16 protein-coding genes are annotated in these 15687 nt (G+C 41.6%); 13 read left to right on the forward strand and 3 right to left on the reverse strand.

Annotated elements, in window-relative coordinates; translation table 11 throughout:
• Positions 1–38: 38 nt before the first annotated feature.
• The 3 genes from AC1Z3S_RS16840 to AC1Z3S_RS16850 form a co-directional block, all read right to left on the reverse strand.
• Positions 39–1070, reverse strand: coding sequence for a CPBP family intramembrane glutamic endopeptidase (locus AC1Z3S_RS16840; RefSeq protein WP_461741314.1), 1032 nt, complete (start codon positions 1068–1070; stop codon positions 39–41).
• 194 nt (positions 1071–1264) lie between these two features.
• Positions 1265–1906, reverse strand: coding sequence for a lactate utilization protein (locus tag AC1Z3S_RS16845; RefSeq protein ID WP_461741315.1), 642 nt, complete (start codon positions 1904–1906; stop codon positions 1265–1267).
• Positions 1907–1966: 60 nt separating this feature from the next.
• Positions 1967–2800: a metallophosphoesterase gene (locus AC1Z3S_RS16850; RefSeq protein WP_461741316.1), complete on the reverse strand. Its 834-nt coding sequence runs from the start codon at positions 2798–2800 to the stop codon at positions 1967–1969.
• Positions 2801–3254: 454 nt separating this feature from the next.
• On the opposite strand from AC1Z3S_RS16850, the gene AC1Z3S_RS16855 reads away from it, so the two are divergent.
• The 13 genes from AC1Z3S_RS16855 to AC1Z3S_RS16915 all read left to right on the forward strand — a co-directional run bounded on the left by AC1Z3S_RS16855 (position 3255) and on the right by AC1Z3S_RS16915 (position 15683).
• On the forward strand, positions 3255–4151 hold the full coding sequence (locus tag AC1Z3S_RS16855; protein ID WP_461741317.1) for an ROK family protein: 897 nt from the start codon (positions 3255–3257) through the stop codon (positions 4149–4151).
• A gap of 56 nt (positions 4152–4207) precedes the next feature.
• On the forward strand, positions 4208–5023 hold the full coding sequence (locus tag AC1Z3S_RS16860) for an AraC family transcriptional regulator (RefSeq protein ID WP_461736139.1): 816 nt from the start codon (positions 4208–4210) through the stop codon (positions 5021–5023).
• 122 nt (positions 5024–5145) lie between these two features.
• Entirely contained in the window at positions 5146–6495 is a 1350-nt protein-coding gene (locus AC1Z3S_RS16865; RefSeq protein WP_461741318.1) for a carbohydrate ABC transporter substrate-binding protein, read from the forward strand.
• Between the two features lie 203 nt (positions 6496–6698).
• The gene (locus AC1Z3S_RS16870; protein ID WP_461736141.1) at positions 6699–7571 is read left to right on the forward strand and encodes a carbohydrate ABC transporter permease; all 873 of its coding nucleotides are present in this window, start codon (positions 6699–6701) and stop codon (positions 7569–7571) included.
• A gap of 15 nt (positions 7572–7586) precedes the next feature.
• On the forward strand, positions 7587–8456 hold the full coding sequence (locus AC1Z3S_RS16875) for a carbohydrate ABC transporter permease (RefSeq protein WP_461736142.1): 870 nt from the start codon (positions 7587–7589) through the stop codon (positions 8454–8456).
• A 214-nt stretch (positions 8457–8670) separates the two neighbouring features.
• Complete coding sequence (gene gnpA / locus AC1Z3S_RS16880; RefSeq protein WP_461741319.1) at positions 8671–10830, forward strand: 1,3-beta-galactosyl-N-acetylhexosamine phosphorylase; 2160 nt, start codon at positions 8671–8673, stop codon at positions 10828–10830.
• Positions 10814–10969 carry a DUF6903 family protein gene (locus AC1Z3S_RS16885; RefSeq protein WP_265459537.1) on the forward strand — a complete coding sequence of 52 codons (156 nt, stop codon included), beginning with the start codon at positions 10814–10816 and terminating at the stop codon, positions 10967–10969. Before gnpA ends, AC1Z3S_RS16885 begins: the two co-directional genes overlap by 17 nt.
• A 417-nt stretch (positions 10970–11386) precedes the next feature.
• Positions 11387–12385, forward strand: coding sequence for an acetamidase/formamidase family protein (locus AC1Z3S_RS16890; protein ID WP_461741320.1), 999 nt, complete (start codon positions 11387–11389; stop codon positions 12383–12385).
• Entirely contained in the window at positions 12378–12743 is a 366-nt protein-coding gene (locus AC1Z3S_RS16895; protein ID WP_461741321.1) for a nuclear transport factor 2 family protein, read from the forward strand. The genes AC1Z3S_RS16890 and AC1Z3S_RS16895 overlap by 8 nt, the downstream gene beginning before the upstream one ends.
• Before the next feature lie 242 nt (positions 12744–12985).
• Positions 12986–13702 (forward strand): 16S rRNA (guanine(527)-N(7))-methyltransferase RsmG, encoded by a 717-nt coding sequence (gene rsmG, locus AC1Z3S_RS16900; protein ID WP_461741339.1) that lies wholly within the window; start codon positions 12986–12988, stop codon positions 13700–13702.
• Between the two features lie 91 nt (positions 13703–13793).
• On the forward strand, positions 13794–14555 hold the full coding sequence (locus tag AC1Z3S_RS16905; RefSeq protein WP_461741322.1) for a ParA family protein: 762 nt from the start codon (positions 13794–13796) through the stop codon (positions 14553–14555).
• The gene (locus tag AC1Z3S_RS16910; RefSeq protein WP_461741323.1) at positions 14548–15441 is read left to right on the forward strand and encodes a ParB/RepB/Spo0J family partition protein; all 894 of its coding nucleotides are present in this window, start codon (positions 14548–14550) and stop codon (positions 15439–15441) included. The genes AC1Z3S_RS16905 and AC1Z3S_RS16910 overlap by 8 nt, the downstream gene beginning before the upstream one ends.
• 53 nt (positions 15442–15494) lie before the next feature.
• Positions 15495–15683, forward strand: coding sequence for a DUF951 domain-containing protein (locus AC1Z3S_RS16915; protein ID WP_265459542.1), 189 nt, complete (start codon positions 15495–15497; stop codon positions 15681–15683).
• Positions 15684–15687: the final 4 nt, after the last annotated feature.

A 15687-nucleotide genomic window follows, 5' to 3' on the forward strand; every position in this document is an offset into this window, starting at 1 on the left:
AGCCTTTCGTCAGATTCTCAACTTTTATTCAGTAAAGTTTATTGCAGCAATGGCTGTACCGAACCGATGGCCATGTATAAATTTACACCGGTGAAAATCAAAAGACCTGCAGAAGTCAGCACGCTTTTGACAGCACCAGACTCTGTCGGTTGATTTTTAAAGAAAGCGGCGATTTGCTGGCGCTGTTTTATTAGAAAATAAAGGGCAATCACAAGGCCAATCACTTGGATGCCGACTAAAAGGAGCGTTTGGGTAGTGGCCGGCAGGTTAGCAGTTGCAAAACTAAAGAGGTCGCCTAAAACAAAATTATTGAACATGTGCAGCACAATGGCCCATTTCAAAGAAAAACGCAGCGCCGTATAACTAAGAATCATACCAGCGCAAAAAGCAAAGACGCCTTGAGTGAAATTTCCGTGATAAATACCAAAAAGAGCCGACGAAACAATCATGGCAAAGGGACGGCCAAATTTTTCCAGTGAATGCAGGACGGCTCCCCGGAAAACTAATTCTTCACAAATCGGCGCTGCCAGAGAAGAATAAATCAGCATCGAAAGCGTTGTGCTGCTGGCAGAAGCAGCCTCCATTTGGCTTTGCAACGAAAGGCCAAACAGATTAAATAAACTTTCCATAGCAGCGCTGAAATAAGGAAAAATAAATTGAATGCCAACAAATGCACAGAGTAAAATCAGAAAAACTTTGACATTGATTTTTTGATGGACACTGGTGATGTCTTGAAAAAATTGCTGCCGGCGAAAGCCCCAAATAATCAGCAGCCCAACTGCTAAGGCTAGCAAGTAAGGCAAGCCGCTTTCACTAACTGCTTCCCAAGCGGCTTGAGAAAGCATGCCACCATTTTCGGCCGCCGCCTGCTGAATTAAAAAATTTGTTACAAGATACGATACTCCACTGAAAATCAGTGTGTATAGACAGAGCATCCAACCGGTCCGTTTAATTTCCTGATGATTTGAATAATTTCTTGGTAAAGTGTGTTCCATATTGTCATCCTCCAATTTAATCCAGCTGCAATCCCATCCGAATTGCCCCGCAGCTGCTTGCTGTCCCAAGCCCAAGTATCAAATCCCTCCTGCTGTTTATTTTAAATTAACAGCAAAGTGTGAAGATTAATTGAAGGTAATGCAGTGATTTTTAGCTTTTCACAACAAAAAAAATCTGTTTCATGATAATGAAATGCTCATCAGTCGTTAGTTTTTCATCTAACTATTGTGAGTCAGTCAATTTACAAAACAGATTTTCTATGGAAATTTTAATAGCCGTGATCTTCTAAAATCAAAAAGATAATCAGCCTCTCAGCCTGCCAAGAACGACGGGTGACAGCGATTGTGTTGCAAATACATTCTTCAAGAAAACAATCGCCGCAGACGCCTTTTTTAACGCAAGGCGTCTTTTGTAAATTCAAACGTGTAGCATTGAGGGGCGCAGTTTTTTTACGGACCATTTGAATCGTGGTTTCTAAATCACCATAGACTTTGTTCATGCCAACAAAGGCCAAAACTTTATCTGGCCCATAGGTGATGGCTGCAACCCGATTGCCGACGCTGTCCACATTGACCAATTCACCATCTTCAGAGATACCATTGATGCTGGTTAAAAAATAATCCGCTGTCAGCGCTTTTTTCATTAATTGATGACGTTCGGCTAAGTCTTTGGCTAGCTCCCGATTGATAATCGGCTGCTGTCGTTCGTACAATGCTTCAATCAATTGGGAATCTTTTAGTGTTTCGGAGCCTCCGAAGGCTACAACTTTTTCGGGATCAATCAGAGCTAAAGCTTTTTCTCTGGCTTCAGTGAGATTTTCACAGATGACCACTTGAAAATTTCGGTGCAACAATTTTTTGCTAAGAGTTTTAGCGGCGGCTTGGTAAAAAGTTTGATGAATGGTTGTCATAGGTCCAGCTCCGTTTTTTACTTTATTGTGCGTTAAAAGCTTCACAATGACAATAGTTTTTTAAATACTTAAGCGAAAAACGCTTAGCTGCGGCGGATTTAAAAAGCGCGCATGAATCATCGTAGTACCAATACCGGTATTCACATAGAGTTGTGTGTTGTCTGCTAGCTGATAACTGCCTTTAGAATAAGTTTTGGCCAATTGATTTTTTACTTGATAAAAGGGCAGCCAAATTTGTCCGCCGTGGCTGTGGCCCGCTAAAATTAAACTGGGGGTGGCTGTCACTAAGGCGTCTGCAACATCCGGCTCATGAGTTAAAAGCAATGAAAAATTCGCTTGACTCTGATAACTAAACATTTCTTCTGGATCAGAATTACCTAGGAGAGCATCGTCCAAGCCACCGACAAAAAGTTGTCGGCCATTGGCTAAGGTCAAGGTCTCGCCACTATTTTCCAGCAGATTAAAATTCGCCTCCTGTAAAAGCTCATCGATAACCCGCGCAGCACCGCCGCCGTAATCATGATTGCCTTTGACGGCGTACTTGCCGATAGTCGCTTGGATTTGGGCCAGCTGTTGCTTGACTTCCGTTTCCAAACCAACACCATAACGGGCATAATTATCAAATAAATCTCCGGTAAAAACAACAATATCTGCTTGTTGTTGATTGATTTTTTCAGTAACAGCGGCTAGATTTTGAATGGTAAAATTTTCTGCTAAGTGAATATCAGAAACTTGAACAATTTTAAGTTCCACACTGTCTGTTTCGTTAGTTGGGGAATGATCGAGGCCCACCTCTTTGACAGTCAGCTGATAAGGTTCAATCTTAAAGGCATAAACGACAAGGATTAGAGCGAATACAATCATAAGTCCCGCAAAGATAATAAATTTGCGCATTTGTTTTCTCCGTCTTTTGTTATTTTTGTTTAGCTTAGCACAACTTTTTAGACCGGCTAGCGGTCATTACCGACTCTTAATCCTTTTAAGTAAAAATTATAAAAGGAAAAGTTTTCTTAATCATTGAAGGCCAATCCTTGCGGAGAAAAAGCTGTTATACAATTTGCGAGGCCAATTATTTTGGAAAATTAAAAAGAAACCTTGCTGGATCAAGGTTTTTGATGAATTATTTTAAAGGCCGCCTAGCGGGAGGGCGGCCCGTCTCTAAATTACTTTTACAAATTTTACTTGAGTTATTTTCATTGTAAAAGGATGAAAGAATAATTATAAAATCCCCTTGATAGATAAAATTTCAAATATTTATAAAAAATTTAACTGGTTACAACCAGATTGTTCTTTACTATCCCCATTAAGCCTGTTAAGCTACAATTAACAAGAAATGGGAGGTTCCAGAATGAAAAAAGCATTGGGAATAGATATTGGCGGTACGAAAATTGCCGTTGGTTTAATTGATGAAAATGGAAGCGTTTTAGTAGAAAACAAAGTTACCAGCAATATTTCTACAAAAGAGACGATGTTTGCCAGTTTAACTGAAGCGATTGACCAACTGATAGAAAAAATCGATGTGCCCCTTTCACAGCTGTCTTTTGGGATTGGCGTGCCGGGCTTAGTTGATCGGGAGCAGGGGATTGCTGTCTTTCAAAATAATTTACCGTGGGAAAATTTTCCAATTGTTGCCCGGCTAAAGGAAAAATATCCAGAAATTTTAGGGGTGACAATTGATAATGATGTCTATCAAGCTGCCTATGCGGAATGGAAAGCTGCTAAATTATCGGCTGGTGATACGTTAACATTTATTACGGCGAGTACCGGTATTTCTAGCGCCTCATTGACTAATGGCGCTTTTATTCGCGGGCAGGGCTTTGCCGGTGAAATCGGCCTCTTGCCTCGGCCGAAAAACGGTGAAAATTTAACACTGGAGGATTCCGTTGGCGGCAATAATTTAGCTAAAAGAGCCGCTGAAAAATTAAATCGTCCAGGGATTACCACCAAGGAAATTTTTGCCGGCTATTTTGCACAGCAGCCAGCAGAAACCGCAATTGTAACAGAGTGGATTGCCGATTTTGCCTATGGCATTTATGCGATGATTACTGTTTTAGATCCAATGGTCATCGTACTTGGCGGCAGCATCATTAAATTAAATCCAGATTTATTGCCTACTATTAAAGAAGAAATTAAAAAATTAATGATTCCGGCCCAGTACCGCAGTCTCGAGCAGATAAAAATTTCTAATTACGACAATAATGCTGGCTTGATTGGTGCCGGCTTGAGTGGCCTGGATAAATTTTAGCCATATCAGGTGCTAAGGATGTGATTTTTTAGATTTAGCAAGAAGGGGTTGGGAGCATGAAAAAAATTGAAGATATTTTAAAGCAGATGGAGCCGATTTACATCCATCATTCCATCTATGAAAAAACCGATTGGCACAGTACGCTGCATACCCATTATTTTTCGGAAATTCTTTATGTGCTGAACGGGCAGGGCGGTTTTTTGGCGGATGGCCAAATCACGCCGATTGAAAAGGGCAGTCTGATTGTCGTGAACCCTTATGTTTCCCACACGGAGGTTTCCAGTGAGAACACGCCTTTGGAATATTTTGTTATCGGGATTAATAAGGTTCAATTTACTAATGAAGATCAGCAGAAAAATTTTTATGCCATCAAGCATACTCAAGAGGTCTTTAAGAATTTAATTCCACTGATTTTAGAAGAAGCTAAAAATGGCAATAGTCATGATTTGTGTAAGCAGCCTTTATGCCAGCTATTTCTGATTGACTTGATGAAGCTTGAAGATTTTTCTGTGGAAAATGTTGACAATAAACGGCTGAACAAAGATGGCGCATTTATTAAGGATTATATCGACCATCATTTTAAAGATCAGATTAGTTTGGAATCGATTAGCAACAGTCTACATTTAGATAAGTATTACATCATTCATATTTTTAAACAGACCTACAATGATACACCGATGAATTATCTGTTGAAGGTTCGCCTGATGAAGGCCAAGGAATTGTTGATTAATACCGATTATTCAGTCGCCGAAATTGCCGAAATTGTCGGCTTCAGTTCGCAATCCTATTTTAATCAAGCCTTCAAAAAGGCCTATTCGCTAGCACCGGGCAAATATCGGAAACAAGAAAAAATAATTGCGAATTTTATTTAGGAATATTATGAAATATTACTCTTTTGGAAATTGACCAATATTTCTAAAAAAGAGTGCAACTTAACTAAATAAAACGCTTACACGTTATGTTATACTGAATTCATCAAAGGGGGTAAAACTTTATGAAAAACAAGAAAATCTTATCTTTATTGGCATTATCAGCAACAGGAGTTTTATTGGCAGCATGTGGCGGAGGCAGTGACAGTGGTAGCAGTACTGACAGTTCTGGCGGAAGTTCAAGTGATAAAACCGTTGTGAAGGTAGCCGCTTTAGAATCTGCTTATGGGGCTGACATGTGGGCTGAAATTGAATCCGCTTACGAGGCAGAAAATCCAGATGTAGACATTGAGCTTACTACTGACAAAAAATTAGAAGATGTCATCAGCCCTGATATGAAGGCCGGCAACTATTCAGATGTTATTTTGTTAGCAACTGGCCGGGAAGCCGGTTTAACAGAAACCTTTATTAAAGATAAAAACTTAGAAGACTTAACAGATGTTTTTGATATGACAGTGCCGGGAGAAGACGTGACAGTCAAAGAAAAATTAATTCCTGGTTTTATCGACACGTTAGCAACAAATCCTTATAACGATGGCAAAACCTATTTAGCACCAATGTTCTACTCACCAACTGGTTTGTTCTATAACTCAGGCTTATTAGAAGAAAAAGGCTGGGAAGTGCCAACTACTTGGGATGAAATGTGGGAATTAGGCGATAAAGCAGCCGCTGAAGATATTGCTTTATTCACTTATCCAACCACTGGTTACCTAGATTCCTTCTTCTTTAGCTTATTACCAGCAGTTGGCGGGCTCGATTTTTATAATGATGCAATGTCTTATGTTGATGGAACTTGGGCTTCAGCTGATGCTACCGAATCCTTCGACATTGCGACTAAATTAGCATCTTACACAGCTGAAACAACACCAGCAAATGCTAATGACCAAGACTTTACTAAGAACCAACAAATGATTTTAGACAATCAAACAATCTTTATGCCAAATGGAACTTGGGTAGTTGAAGAAATGAAAAATGCACCAAGAGCAGATGGTTTTGCTTGGGGCATGACTGCTTTACCAGCAGCAGAAGCTGGCGGCGACCAATATTCTTACACATTCTTTGAACAAATGTGGATGCCAACTGGTGCTGAAAACAAAGATGGCGGGAAAGACTTCATCGCTTGGATGTATTCAGATGCAGCGGCAGATATCTTTGCTAAATCCGGCGCCGTTCAACCAATCGAAGGCATGAGTGATAAATTAACTGGCGACAATCAATTGTTCTACAGTATTTATGACAATGGCGCTAAAGCAGTAATGGGCGGCTTTGAAAACACTGCGACTGTTGAAGGCGTCAGCGTGCGGGATACGTTATTCGGTACTTATGATTCAATCGTAAGTGGCACGAAGACAGAAAAAGAATGGCAAGATGATGTTATTAGTGTTACCGATCAATTGCGGGAAGCAGCAGAATAATAGCTGAATAAGTTTGAAAGTGGCTGTGACTTTAGTCAACAACCCTTAATGATTCGCGAATTTTCATAAGTGTATTCTTAGCTTGTTGGCCTTTTGCGGCGAGTAGCCACTGCAATGCAGAGGGGCAAAGCACTGACTTCGGGAAACAATTATTAAGGCGACTGGCGTCACAGTCCCTTTTTATGAAAAAAGGTGGGATTCAGATGAAAAGAAATAAAGAAAAAAGAATATTTATGGCTGTTTGCCTGGTCCCGGCAGTTTTATTAGTCTTAATTTTTATGTTTTATCCAACGTTGAATGTCTTCTATATGTCCTTGTTTAAATGGGGCGGTTTTTCACCGGATAAAACCTTTGTCGGCTTAGACAACTTTAAGACGCTGCTTGGGGATATGCAATTTATTCGTTCTTTCCAAAATACGCTGGTCTTAATCGTGCTTGTCACGGTCATTACCTTGAGCTTAGCACTCATTTTTGCGGGGATTTTAACCCGTGTGAAATTTAAAGGCGAAAATTTCTTTAGAATTGTTTTTTACATTCCGAATATTTTGTCAATCATTGTCATTGCGGCAATTTTTTCCGCAATTTACGATCCAGAACGGGGCCTATTGAATTCATTGTTCAATTTGAAAACTCTGTGGCTCGGAGACCAAAATATTGTCATTTATTCCGTTGCTGGCGCTTTGATTTGGCAAGCAATCGGTTATTACATGGTCATGTACATGGCCTCCATGTCGGCGATTTCTGAAAGTGTTTATGAGTCAGCGTCTTTAGAGGGGGCTGGGGCGATTCGTCAATTCTTTTCCATCACGCTGCCTTTGACTTGGAACACGATTTCGACGACGTTAACCTTCTTTGTGATTTCAACCATCAATTTGTCCTTCCAGTTAGTCAAAGCGATGACTAGCGGCGGACCGGATGGATCAACGGAAGTATTCTTAAGCTATATGTATAAACAAGCATACACCAATTCATCATACGGATACGGGATGGCTATCGGGGTAATTGTCTTTACCTTCTCCTTCACTTTATCTGCTGTCTTGAAACGGATTACTAAACGACCAATTTACGAATTGTAGAAAGGAGACTGGCTTATGAGTAAGGGAAATAAATTATATAAAATTTTTGTCTACGTGGCATTAATTACATTAGCAGTCTCAATTCTGATTCCGATTGCTTGGGTATTTTTAGCGTCAATTAAAGAAAATGCAGAGTTTTATGGCAACCCTTGGGCGATGCCAAAAGGCTTTTATTTCCAAAACTTTGTCGATGCCTTTGAAAAAGCCAATATGGGAGCCTATTTAATTAATTCCTTCTTGGTGACTTTCTTAGCTTTGGCGATTTTAGTCGTGGTCGCATTACCAGCGGCCTATGTCTTGGCCCGTTTTAAATTTAGAGGCCAAGGATTTTTAAATAATTTATTTATGATGGGTCTGTTTATCAACGTCAACTACATTGTGGTTCCAATCTTTTTGATGTTATTAGACGGGGATAATTTCCTGAGAAATCTGACGGGCAATGGCTTCTTTTTAAATAATCTGTTTGTCTTAGCCTTGATTTATGCAGCAACGGCGCTGCCATTTACCATTTATTTATTGTCCAATTACTTCCGCACCTTGTCTTCAGCCTATGAAGAAGCGGCTTATATTGATGGGGCGGGTTATTTTTCCACCTTTATTAAAGTCATGGTGCCTTTAGCAAAACCAAGTATTATCACAGTTATCCTGTTTAACTTTTTAAGCTTCTGGAATGAATATGTCATCGCCTTAACCTTGATCACTCAAGATGACAAGAAAACTTTGCCAGTTGGCTTGATGACCTTGATGACTGGTCAGCGGGCAGCTGCTAATTACGGCCAAATGTACGCTGGATTGGTAATTGTGATGCTGCCAACCTTAATCCTTTACATGATGGTTCAACGTCAATTAACCCAAGGCATGACCGTCGGCGGGAACAAAGAATAAGATTAACCTGAAAATTTGATTGGCTTCAGCAATTAAGAGGTGCGCCTTGTCTTGAACTTTCTAAATTATTTGCAATCAGCATTGTTTAACAGCGGGAATTTAGGACGAAATTCAACTGGATTGTCGCTAGAGGCTCAGCTAATTTGCGAATTAAAAAAAATTTGAGGCAGCTGACCAATCATTTTCTTAAAACCAAGTAGGAGGAGCAAACGCCATGAGTAAAGGACGCGTAACGATTCCCAGTGAAGCCAATTTCTTTGAAGAAACAAAGCGCTTAATGGAGCTGTGGGGTGCAGATGCCATTCGGGATAGCGATGGCACAAAATTAGATGAACAATTAAAAACGATTGGGGCCAAAATTTATACGACTTATTTTGTCGCCCGCAGTCATAATGAGTTTATTGAAAAATTTCCAGAAGAAGCTCAACAGATGTATCTGATGAGCGAACGGACGCTGGCGACTGAGACTAAATTAGTGATTGACATTACTAAAGGTTACTTGACTGAACAAGTTACACCAAATCCGGCAGTCGATGTCAAAAAATATTGGGAAGTGATTGACCGAACCGCTGGTGAGGTAGTTGCTGTTGAGCAGTGGCAGGTGTCGGCTGATTTCACAGAAGTGACAATTCAAAATACCATTCCTTATCATGAATATACAGTGGCCTATTTGGCTAGTATGATTTGGGATCCGACGCAAATGTACAATCACATCACCAACGATTGGGGAGACAAGCCCCATGAAATTCCCTTTGATGTGCGACAACCGCAATCCAATCAATTTATGTCCAGCTATTTAGAAAAATGGCTGGCGGAAAATCCTGATGTCAACGTGGTGCGCTTCACGACCTTCTTCTATCATTTTTCTTTGGTATTTAATAATCTTAAAAAGGAAAAATTTGTTGACTGGTTTGGCTATGGGGCGACGGTTTCTGTCAAAGCTTTAGAGGATTTTGAAAAAGCTAAAGGCTATGCGTTGCGTCCAGAAGATTTTGTCGACGAGGGCTATTACAATTCAACCTTTAGAGTGCCGAGTCCAGCCTATCTGGATTACATTGATTTCATTCAAAAATTTGTGGCGGATGAAGCCCGCAAATTAATTGAAATCACCCACGATGCCAATCGGGAAGCGATGATGTTTTTAGGGGACAACTGGATTGGTACAGAGCCTTATGGCAAATATTTTGGCGACATCGGTTTGGATGCCGTTGTGGGTTCAGTCGGCAACGGCACGACCCTGCGGATGATTTCAGAAATTCCCCATGTAAAATATACAGAAGGCCGCTTTTTGCCATACTTTTTCCCAGATACTTTTTACGAGGGCAATGATCCGACGATTGAAGCCAAGGAAAATTGGCTGACGGCACGACGGGCAATTCTACGCAAGCCGGTGGATCGTATCGGTTATGGCGGCTATCTTAGCTTAGCCAATCAATTCCCTAAATTTGTCGATTATGTGGGAGAGGTGACCGAAGAATTCCGCAATATTTACGATAAGATTGCTGGTAAAAAAGCTTATACGGGTGTGACGGTCGGCGTCTTGAATGCTTGGGGCAAGCTTCGCTCGTGGCAAACTCATATGGTCGCCCATGCTTTATGGTACAAACAAATTTATAGCTACACGGGTATTTTAGAATCTTTAAGTGGTCAAAAAGTCAACGTAGTCTTTATGGATTTCGAAGATGTAAAAAATGGCGCCTTGAAGGATGTCGATGTAGTTATCAATGCCGGCATGGCCGGCACCGCTTATTCCGGCGGTGACAAGTGGCTGGATGCAGAATTAGTCGCACAGCTAACTAAATGGGTGGCAGACGGCGGCGGTTTTGTCGGCGTCGGTCAACCGAGTGCCGCTTTAAAAAATGGCCGTTTCTTCCAAATGGCCCACGTCTTAGGTGTCGATCAGGAGCTTGGCTTTAGTTTGTCCACGGATAAATATTTCAAAGCCACTAGTGTCGATAGTCAAATTGATGTCTCGCAATTTACCGATGGCGAGCCAGTATGTCACATCTATTCGCTGGCAGCTGACACGGAAATTTTGCTGGAGGATCAAGATGATATCAAAATTTCAGTTCATGATTTTGGCAAGGGTAAAGGCATTTATCTTTCCAGTCTGCCTTACACAACGGAAAATGCTCAGCTGTTGTTAAAATTATTGTTTAAAGCGGCTGGCAAGTCTGCTGAATTGTATCAATGGTACGCGGAGAATCCGGCGATGGAAATTCATTATTATCCAGAGGTGCAGGAATATGCTATCGTCAACAATACCGACCTGCCGCAACGCTCAGTCATCTATGTCGATAATCAAGTGAAAGTTGTAGAATTAACGGCCGGCGAGATTCGATGGGAGGCAAGCAAAGATGAAAACAATCATTAAAGTCATTTTATTCTTTGTCTTTTTAGCGATGATGATTATGGGTCAAAAACACGTAGGCTATCCCGGCCTCGGTGTAATGATGCTGGGACTCATCGGCTTATTAGGACTGTTGTGGGATTACAACCGCAAATATCAATAATAATAATACAATCACATTAATCGAAGTGGCGCTTCTACCCGCCACTTTCCATTATACTTTGGCTCAGGAAGCCGCCCCCTTTTTTACAGAAGGCTTCCTGGGTCCTTTTTGTTTTCAATCAGTGTTGCTGAAATAAAATCAGGTGCGTAATTTAAGCAGCGGTCCCGTTTTTTTTTGAAGGCGATTTTTTCCTTAAGGGGTTATAGAATTCTAAGAAGTGAAAAGCTGAGTGTATCAAAGTTTTTTTGCGGAAATTTTGCATTAAAAAATCTTCTGGATTTACTGATGAGTAGTAGTTTGCAATTGCCAAAATAGTTTTGAACAGGAAACAGGGCTTCAGTCACAGTTTTTTCACAGGCAAGTGCTATAATTTAGAAAAAGCAGCTCTTTAAAAACTAGCAGAGAGAAGTGGTTCAAATGTTAGAAATTCCTTCAACACCGGAAACCGTACGGGTCGGCTATTTAGATCCGACGGCGGCAACCATTGCTGAGGTTGCCAGCGGGACGACTGTCAGTTATGTCAATACTTGGACTCATTGGGGCAACGGGGCGACTTACGGAATGAATTTTGCCGAGCGGGAGCCTTTGCGACATCAATTTCCGAAGGGCCCTTTTTCAATGGTAGGGCCAGTCAGTGTGACGGATGCACAGGTCGGTGATACCCTTGAAATTAAAATAAAAAAGCTGCGGCCGATTAGCTGGGGTTGGAATTCTTTTCCCTTAGGCGTTGGGGCATTGCCAGCGGATTTTACTGAACCTTATCTGCACTATTTTAAATTTAACGAGGCTAGAACCCATACTCATTTTGTCAAAGGGGTAAGTTTTCCGCTAAAAACTTTTTTAGGCTATGTAGCACTTGAACCGGCCGGTGATGAGGAAACTAGCGGCAATTTTGCAGGGAAATTTGGTGGCAATTTGATTTATCCCGACTTAGGCGTAGGCACGTCATTATTTTTGCCGGTTTTAAAACCCGGCGGTCGGTTGTGGATCAGTAATGTTAATGCTCGGCAGGCAGGGGGCGTGGTGGACCAAACCGGTATCGAAACCGCTGCTGAACGGATTGATTTGGAATTAAGCCTGCATAAAACGACAATTGATTTTCCAATTGTCGAAACGCCAACTCATTGGGTGGTCTTTGGCTTTTCCGATGACAATTTAGATGAGGCCTTGGTTAATGCCGTCAGAAATGTGATCAGTTGGTTGTCTGGGGCAACAGACTTAGATAAATCAGAAGTCTATGCGCTCTCCTCCATGTTAGTCAATTTTGAGGTTAATCAGTATGCCAATCAGACTCATAGCGCCTATGCCACCAAGCCGCCTAAAGCTGTACAGGCGTTGATTCCGAGAGATGTTTTTGACCAACATCTACAAGCACAAATCAATATTTCCTTGAGGGGAGTGGCCAAGAATGACTGACTTTGAATTGATTACCAATTTAATCAACCAAGCTGACCAATTAGCCAGCGAAAAAAATGTTGCCGCCTATCTGCAATTGTTCACGGAAAACGGAGCGATTACCGGCGCTGAAGGAACTGCACAGGGCCAAGGGGATTTGGAAAAGTTTTTAACGAAGACCTGGGAAAAAGAACCTTTGACCCAACACTTGACAACTTCTGTTATAATAGAAGACATTAGTGCGACCAAGGCCCATGCTAGTTCGGCTTTGCTGATTGTCGATGCGAAAAAGCTAAAAATTCTCGGCGTCAATCAAGTAGAGCACACCTTAGTTAAACAAAATCAGAAATGGCAGTTTAGTCACCGCCTTATCAAGTGACTAGGAAAAACCAGATGGCTGTCGGATAGATGGCCCTCTGGTTTTTTATTTGCAAAAGCTGAACCACAAGGGTTAACTGCAAGCGGAAAAAAGCTCAATGCAAACAAAACTTTTTCCCGGCAAAGCAGCGGGCCAAAAGAATTTTTAAGAAGTTTTAAAAACATTGCTTACAGCGGCAATATGCGTTAAAGTAGGAAAGAACCGTGAAACATTTTTTTGTTTCACAGAAGAAAGGAACGACTATGACACCTGAAGAATTTCGTCAGCAAATGACCCAGCAAGGCTTTACCTTGAGCGAGCGGCAGATGGACCAATTCCAGCAGTATTTTCAATTGCTGGTAGAATGGAATGAAAAAATAAATCTGACCACGATTACCGCTAAAAATGATGTCTATCTCAAGCATTTTTATGATTCGGTGATGACGGCCTTTACACCGCAATTTTCTGGTACAGGAAGTCTTTGTGATGTCGGCTCTGGTGCGGGCTTTCCTAGTATTCCTTTAAAAATTGTTTTTCCGGATTTGCAGATTACGATTGTCGATTCTCTTAATAAACGAATTAATTTTCTAAAAACAGTCGCAACGAGCTTGCAACTGGAGGGCGTGTTTTTGTACCACGACCGCGCAGAAACCTTTGGTCAAAATAAGGCGTTTCGTGAGAGCTTTGATTTTGTGACTGCCAGAGCGGTGGCCCGTTTAAATGTATTGGCGGAATTATGTTTGCCGTTAGTCAAAAAGGACGGCTACTTTTTAGCTTTAAAGGCGGCTAAAAGCCAAGAGGAATTGACGGAGGCGAAGCCGGCGATTGCTTTATTGGGGGGCAAAGTCATTGAAGAAATTGACTTGGCATTACCACAAACGGGAGATGAGCGGCATATTTTGGTGATTCAAAAGAAAAAAGTCACCCCGAAGAAATATCCCCGTAAGCCCGGTCAGCCGAATAAGCAGCCGCTTCAATAATTTTTTTACATTTTTGGATTAGACGCATTTATTCACGGGGATAAATGTTTACATAGCAGTGACGTGACATCAATATAGGAGGACGTAGAAAATGGCACGAATTATCTCAGTAGCGAATCAAAAAGGCGGTGTGGGAAAAACCACCACGACAGTCAATTTAGGGGCTTGTCTGGCGTATAATGGCAAGCGGGTTTTATTGGTAGATATTGATGCTCAGGGCAATGCCACTAGTGGTATCGGCGTGCGCAAACCTGATGTCGCCCAAGATATTTACGACGTCTTGGTGAATGAAACGCCGATTAGAGAAACGATTTTACCGACTTCCCGGGAAGGGTTGTCAATTGTACCGGCGACCATTCAGTTGGCAGGTGCGGAAATTGAGTTAACTTCTATGATGGCCAGAGAGACTCGTTTAAAAACAGCTTTAGCGGAAATCAGCGATGATTACGATTATATTTTGATTGATTGCCCGCCTTCATTAGGGCATTTGACGATTAATTCTTTTACGGCCAGCGATTCAATTTTGATTCCGGTTCAGTGCGAGTATTATGCTTTAGAAGGGTTAAGCCAGTTGTTAAATACGATTCGCTTGGTTCAAAAACATTTTAATCCAGAGCTGAAAATTGAAGGAGTGCTGTTGACGATGTATGACGCCCGCACAAATTTAGGGGCGGAGGTCGTTGAAGAAGTCCGCAAGTATTTTAGAGAAAAAGTCTACGACACAATTATTCCCCGCAATGTCCGTCTGTCAGAAGCACCGAGCCATGGTTTGTCGATTATCGATTACGATATCCGCTCCCGCGGGTCCGAGGTTTACCTATCATTAGCAGAGGAAGTGTTAGCCCATGAGTAAAGGAAAAGGTTTAGGTCGTGGAATTGATGCCTTGTTTGAGAATTTTGCTGATTTGGAAAATGTCGACGTGCAAAAAGAAGAAGTCATCAATATTCCTTTAAGTGATTTGCGGCCGAATCCTTACCAGCCCCGCAAAACATTTGAAGAGGCTTCTTTACAGGAACTAGCTAACTCGATTGAACAATCGGGCGTCTTTCAGCCAATTATTGTCCGTAAGTCGGCGGTCAAAGGCTATGAAATTATCGCAGGCGAACGGCGCTTCCGTGCGTCCAAACTAGCCAACAAAGAAACCATTCCGGCCATCGTGCGGGACTTCACCGAAGAAGCGATGATGCAAGTGGCGGTGTTGGAAAATCTTCAGCGGGAGGATTTGAACCCGATGGAAGAAGCCGAAGCCTATGACATGCTGATGAAAAATTTAAAGCTGACGCAGGCGGAAGTGGCGGAGCGCTTAGGTAAGAGCCGCCCGTACATCGCCAATTATTTGCGGCTATTGACCTTGCCTAAGTTTGTGAAGGATATGGTTCAAGAGCAGCGCTTGTCGATGGGACAGGCTCGGACTTTATTGGGCTTGAAAAACAAAGACTTGATTGTTAAATTAACCAATCGGGCCATCAAAGAAAATTTGACGGTGCGACAATTGGAACAAATTGTGACGGACTTAAATGAAAACAAAGAAAAGCCTAAAAAGAAAACGCCGCGTCTGGTAAAGGAAAAACCTTATTACCTGAGGGAGAGCGAAGAACGCCTGATGGATAAATTCGGCACCAATGTTGAAATCCAAGAAAAAGAAGGCAAGGGCCGCATTGAGATTGAATATTTATCCGCCTCTGATTTAACACGGATTTTGGATATTTTAGATGTCCATTTTGACGATGAGGCTTAAAGTAAGAAAAAGATAAATTTTTGCGGTTTTATAATGAAAAAGGAGGAGTCCTCATGTATGATTTAGGGGATGTCGTCGAAATGAAAAAACCCCACGCTTGTCAAACCAATCGCTGGGAAATCATTCGGATGGGGGCGGATATCAAAATCCGCTGTCTGCATTGTCAGCATATTGTCATGCTGACTCGACGAGACTTTGAAAAGAAATTAAAAAAAATTCTAGAGAAAAAAGAGAAAGAGTGAAGAA

This window comes from Enterococcus sp. LJL90 (assembly GCF_056924355.1).

What these genes read in the sequence shown, in the direction of transcription:
- AC1Z3S_RS16860 (WP_461736139.1), top strand. Translation starts at nt 4,208, where the DNA reads ATGAAAAAAATTGAAGATATTTTAAAGCAGATGGAGCCGATTTACATC.
- AC1Z3S_RS16855 (WP_461741317.1), top strand. Translation starts at nt 3,255, where the DNA reads ATGAAAAAAGCATTGGGAATAGATATTGGCGGTACGAAAATTGCCGTT.
- AC1Z3S_RS16885 (WP_265459537.1), top strand. Translation starts at nt 10,814, where the DNA reads ATGAAAACAATCATTAAAGTCATTTTATTCTTTGTCTTTTTAGCGATG.
- gnpA (WP_461741319.1), top strand. Translation starts at nt 8,671, where the DNA reads ATGAGTAAAGGACGCGTAACGATTCCCAGTGAAGCCAATTTCTTTGAA.
- AC1Z3S_RS16895 (WP_461741321.1), top strand. Translation starts at nt 12,378, where the DNA reads ATGACTGACTTTGAATTGATTACCAATTTAATCAACCAAGCTGACCAA.
- AC1Z3S_RS16875 (WP_461736142.1), top strand. Translation starts at nt 7,587, where the DNA reads ATGAGTAAGGGAAATAAATTATATAAAATTTTTGTCTACGTGGCATTA.
- AC1Z3S_RS16870 (WP_461736141.1), top strand. Translation starts at nt 6,699, where the DNA reads ATGAAAAGAAATAAAGAAAAAAGAATATTTATGGCTGTTTGCCTGGTC.
- AC1Z3S_RS16910 (WP_461741323.1), top strand. Translation starts at nt 14,548, where the DNA reads ATGAGTAAAGGAAAAGGTTTAGGTCGTGGAATTGATGCCTTGTTTGAG.
- rsmG (WP_461741339.1), top strand. Translation starts at nt 12,986, where the DNA reads ATGACACCTGAAGAATTTCGTCAGCAAATGACCCAGCAAGGCTTTACC.
- AC1Z3S_RS16850 (WP_461741316.1), bottom strand. Translation starts at nt 2,800, where the DNA reads ATGCGCAAATTTATTATCTTTGCGGGACTTATGATTGTATTCGCTCTA.
- AC1Z3S_RS16905 (WP_461741322.1), top strand. Translation starts at nt 13,794, where the DNA reads ATGGCACGAATTATCTCAGTAGCGAATCAAAAAGGCGGTGTGGGAAAA.
- AC1Z3S_RS16845 (WP_461741315.1), bottom strand. Translation starts at nt 1,906, where the DNA reads ATGACAACCATTCATCAAACTTTTTACCAAGCCGCCGCTAAAACTCTT.
- AC1Z3S_RS16915 (WP_265459542.1), top strand. Translation starts at nt 15,495, where the DNA reads ATGTATGATTTAGGGGATGTCGTCGAAATGAAAAAACCCCACGCTTGT.
- AC1Z3S_RS16890 (WP_461741320.1), top strand. Translation starts at nt 11,387, where the DNA reads ATGTTAGAAATTCCTTCAACACCGGAAACCGTACGGGTCGGCTATTTA.
- AC1Z3S_RS16865 (WP_461741318.1), top strand. Translation starts at nt 5,146, where the DNA reads ATGAAAAACAAGAAAATCTTATCTTTATTGGCATTATCAGCAACAGGA.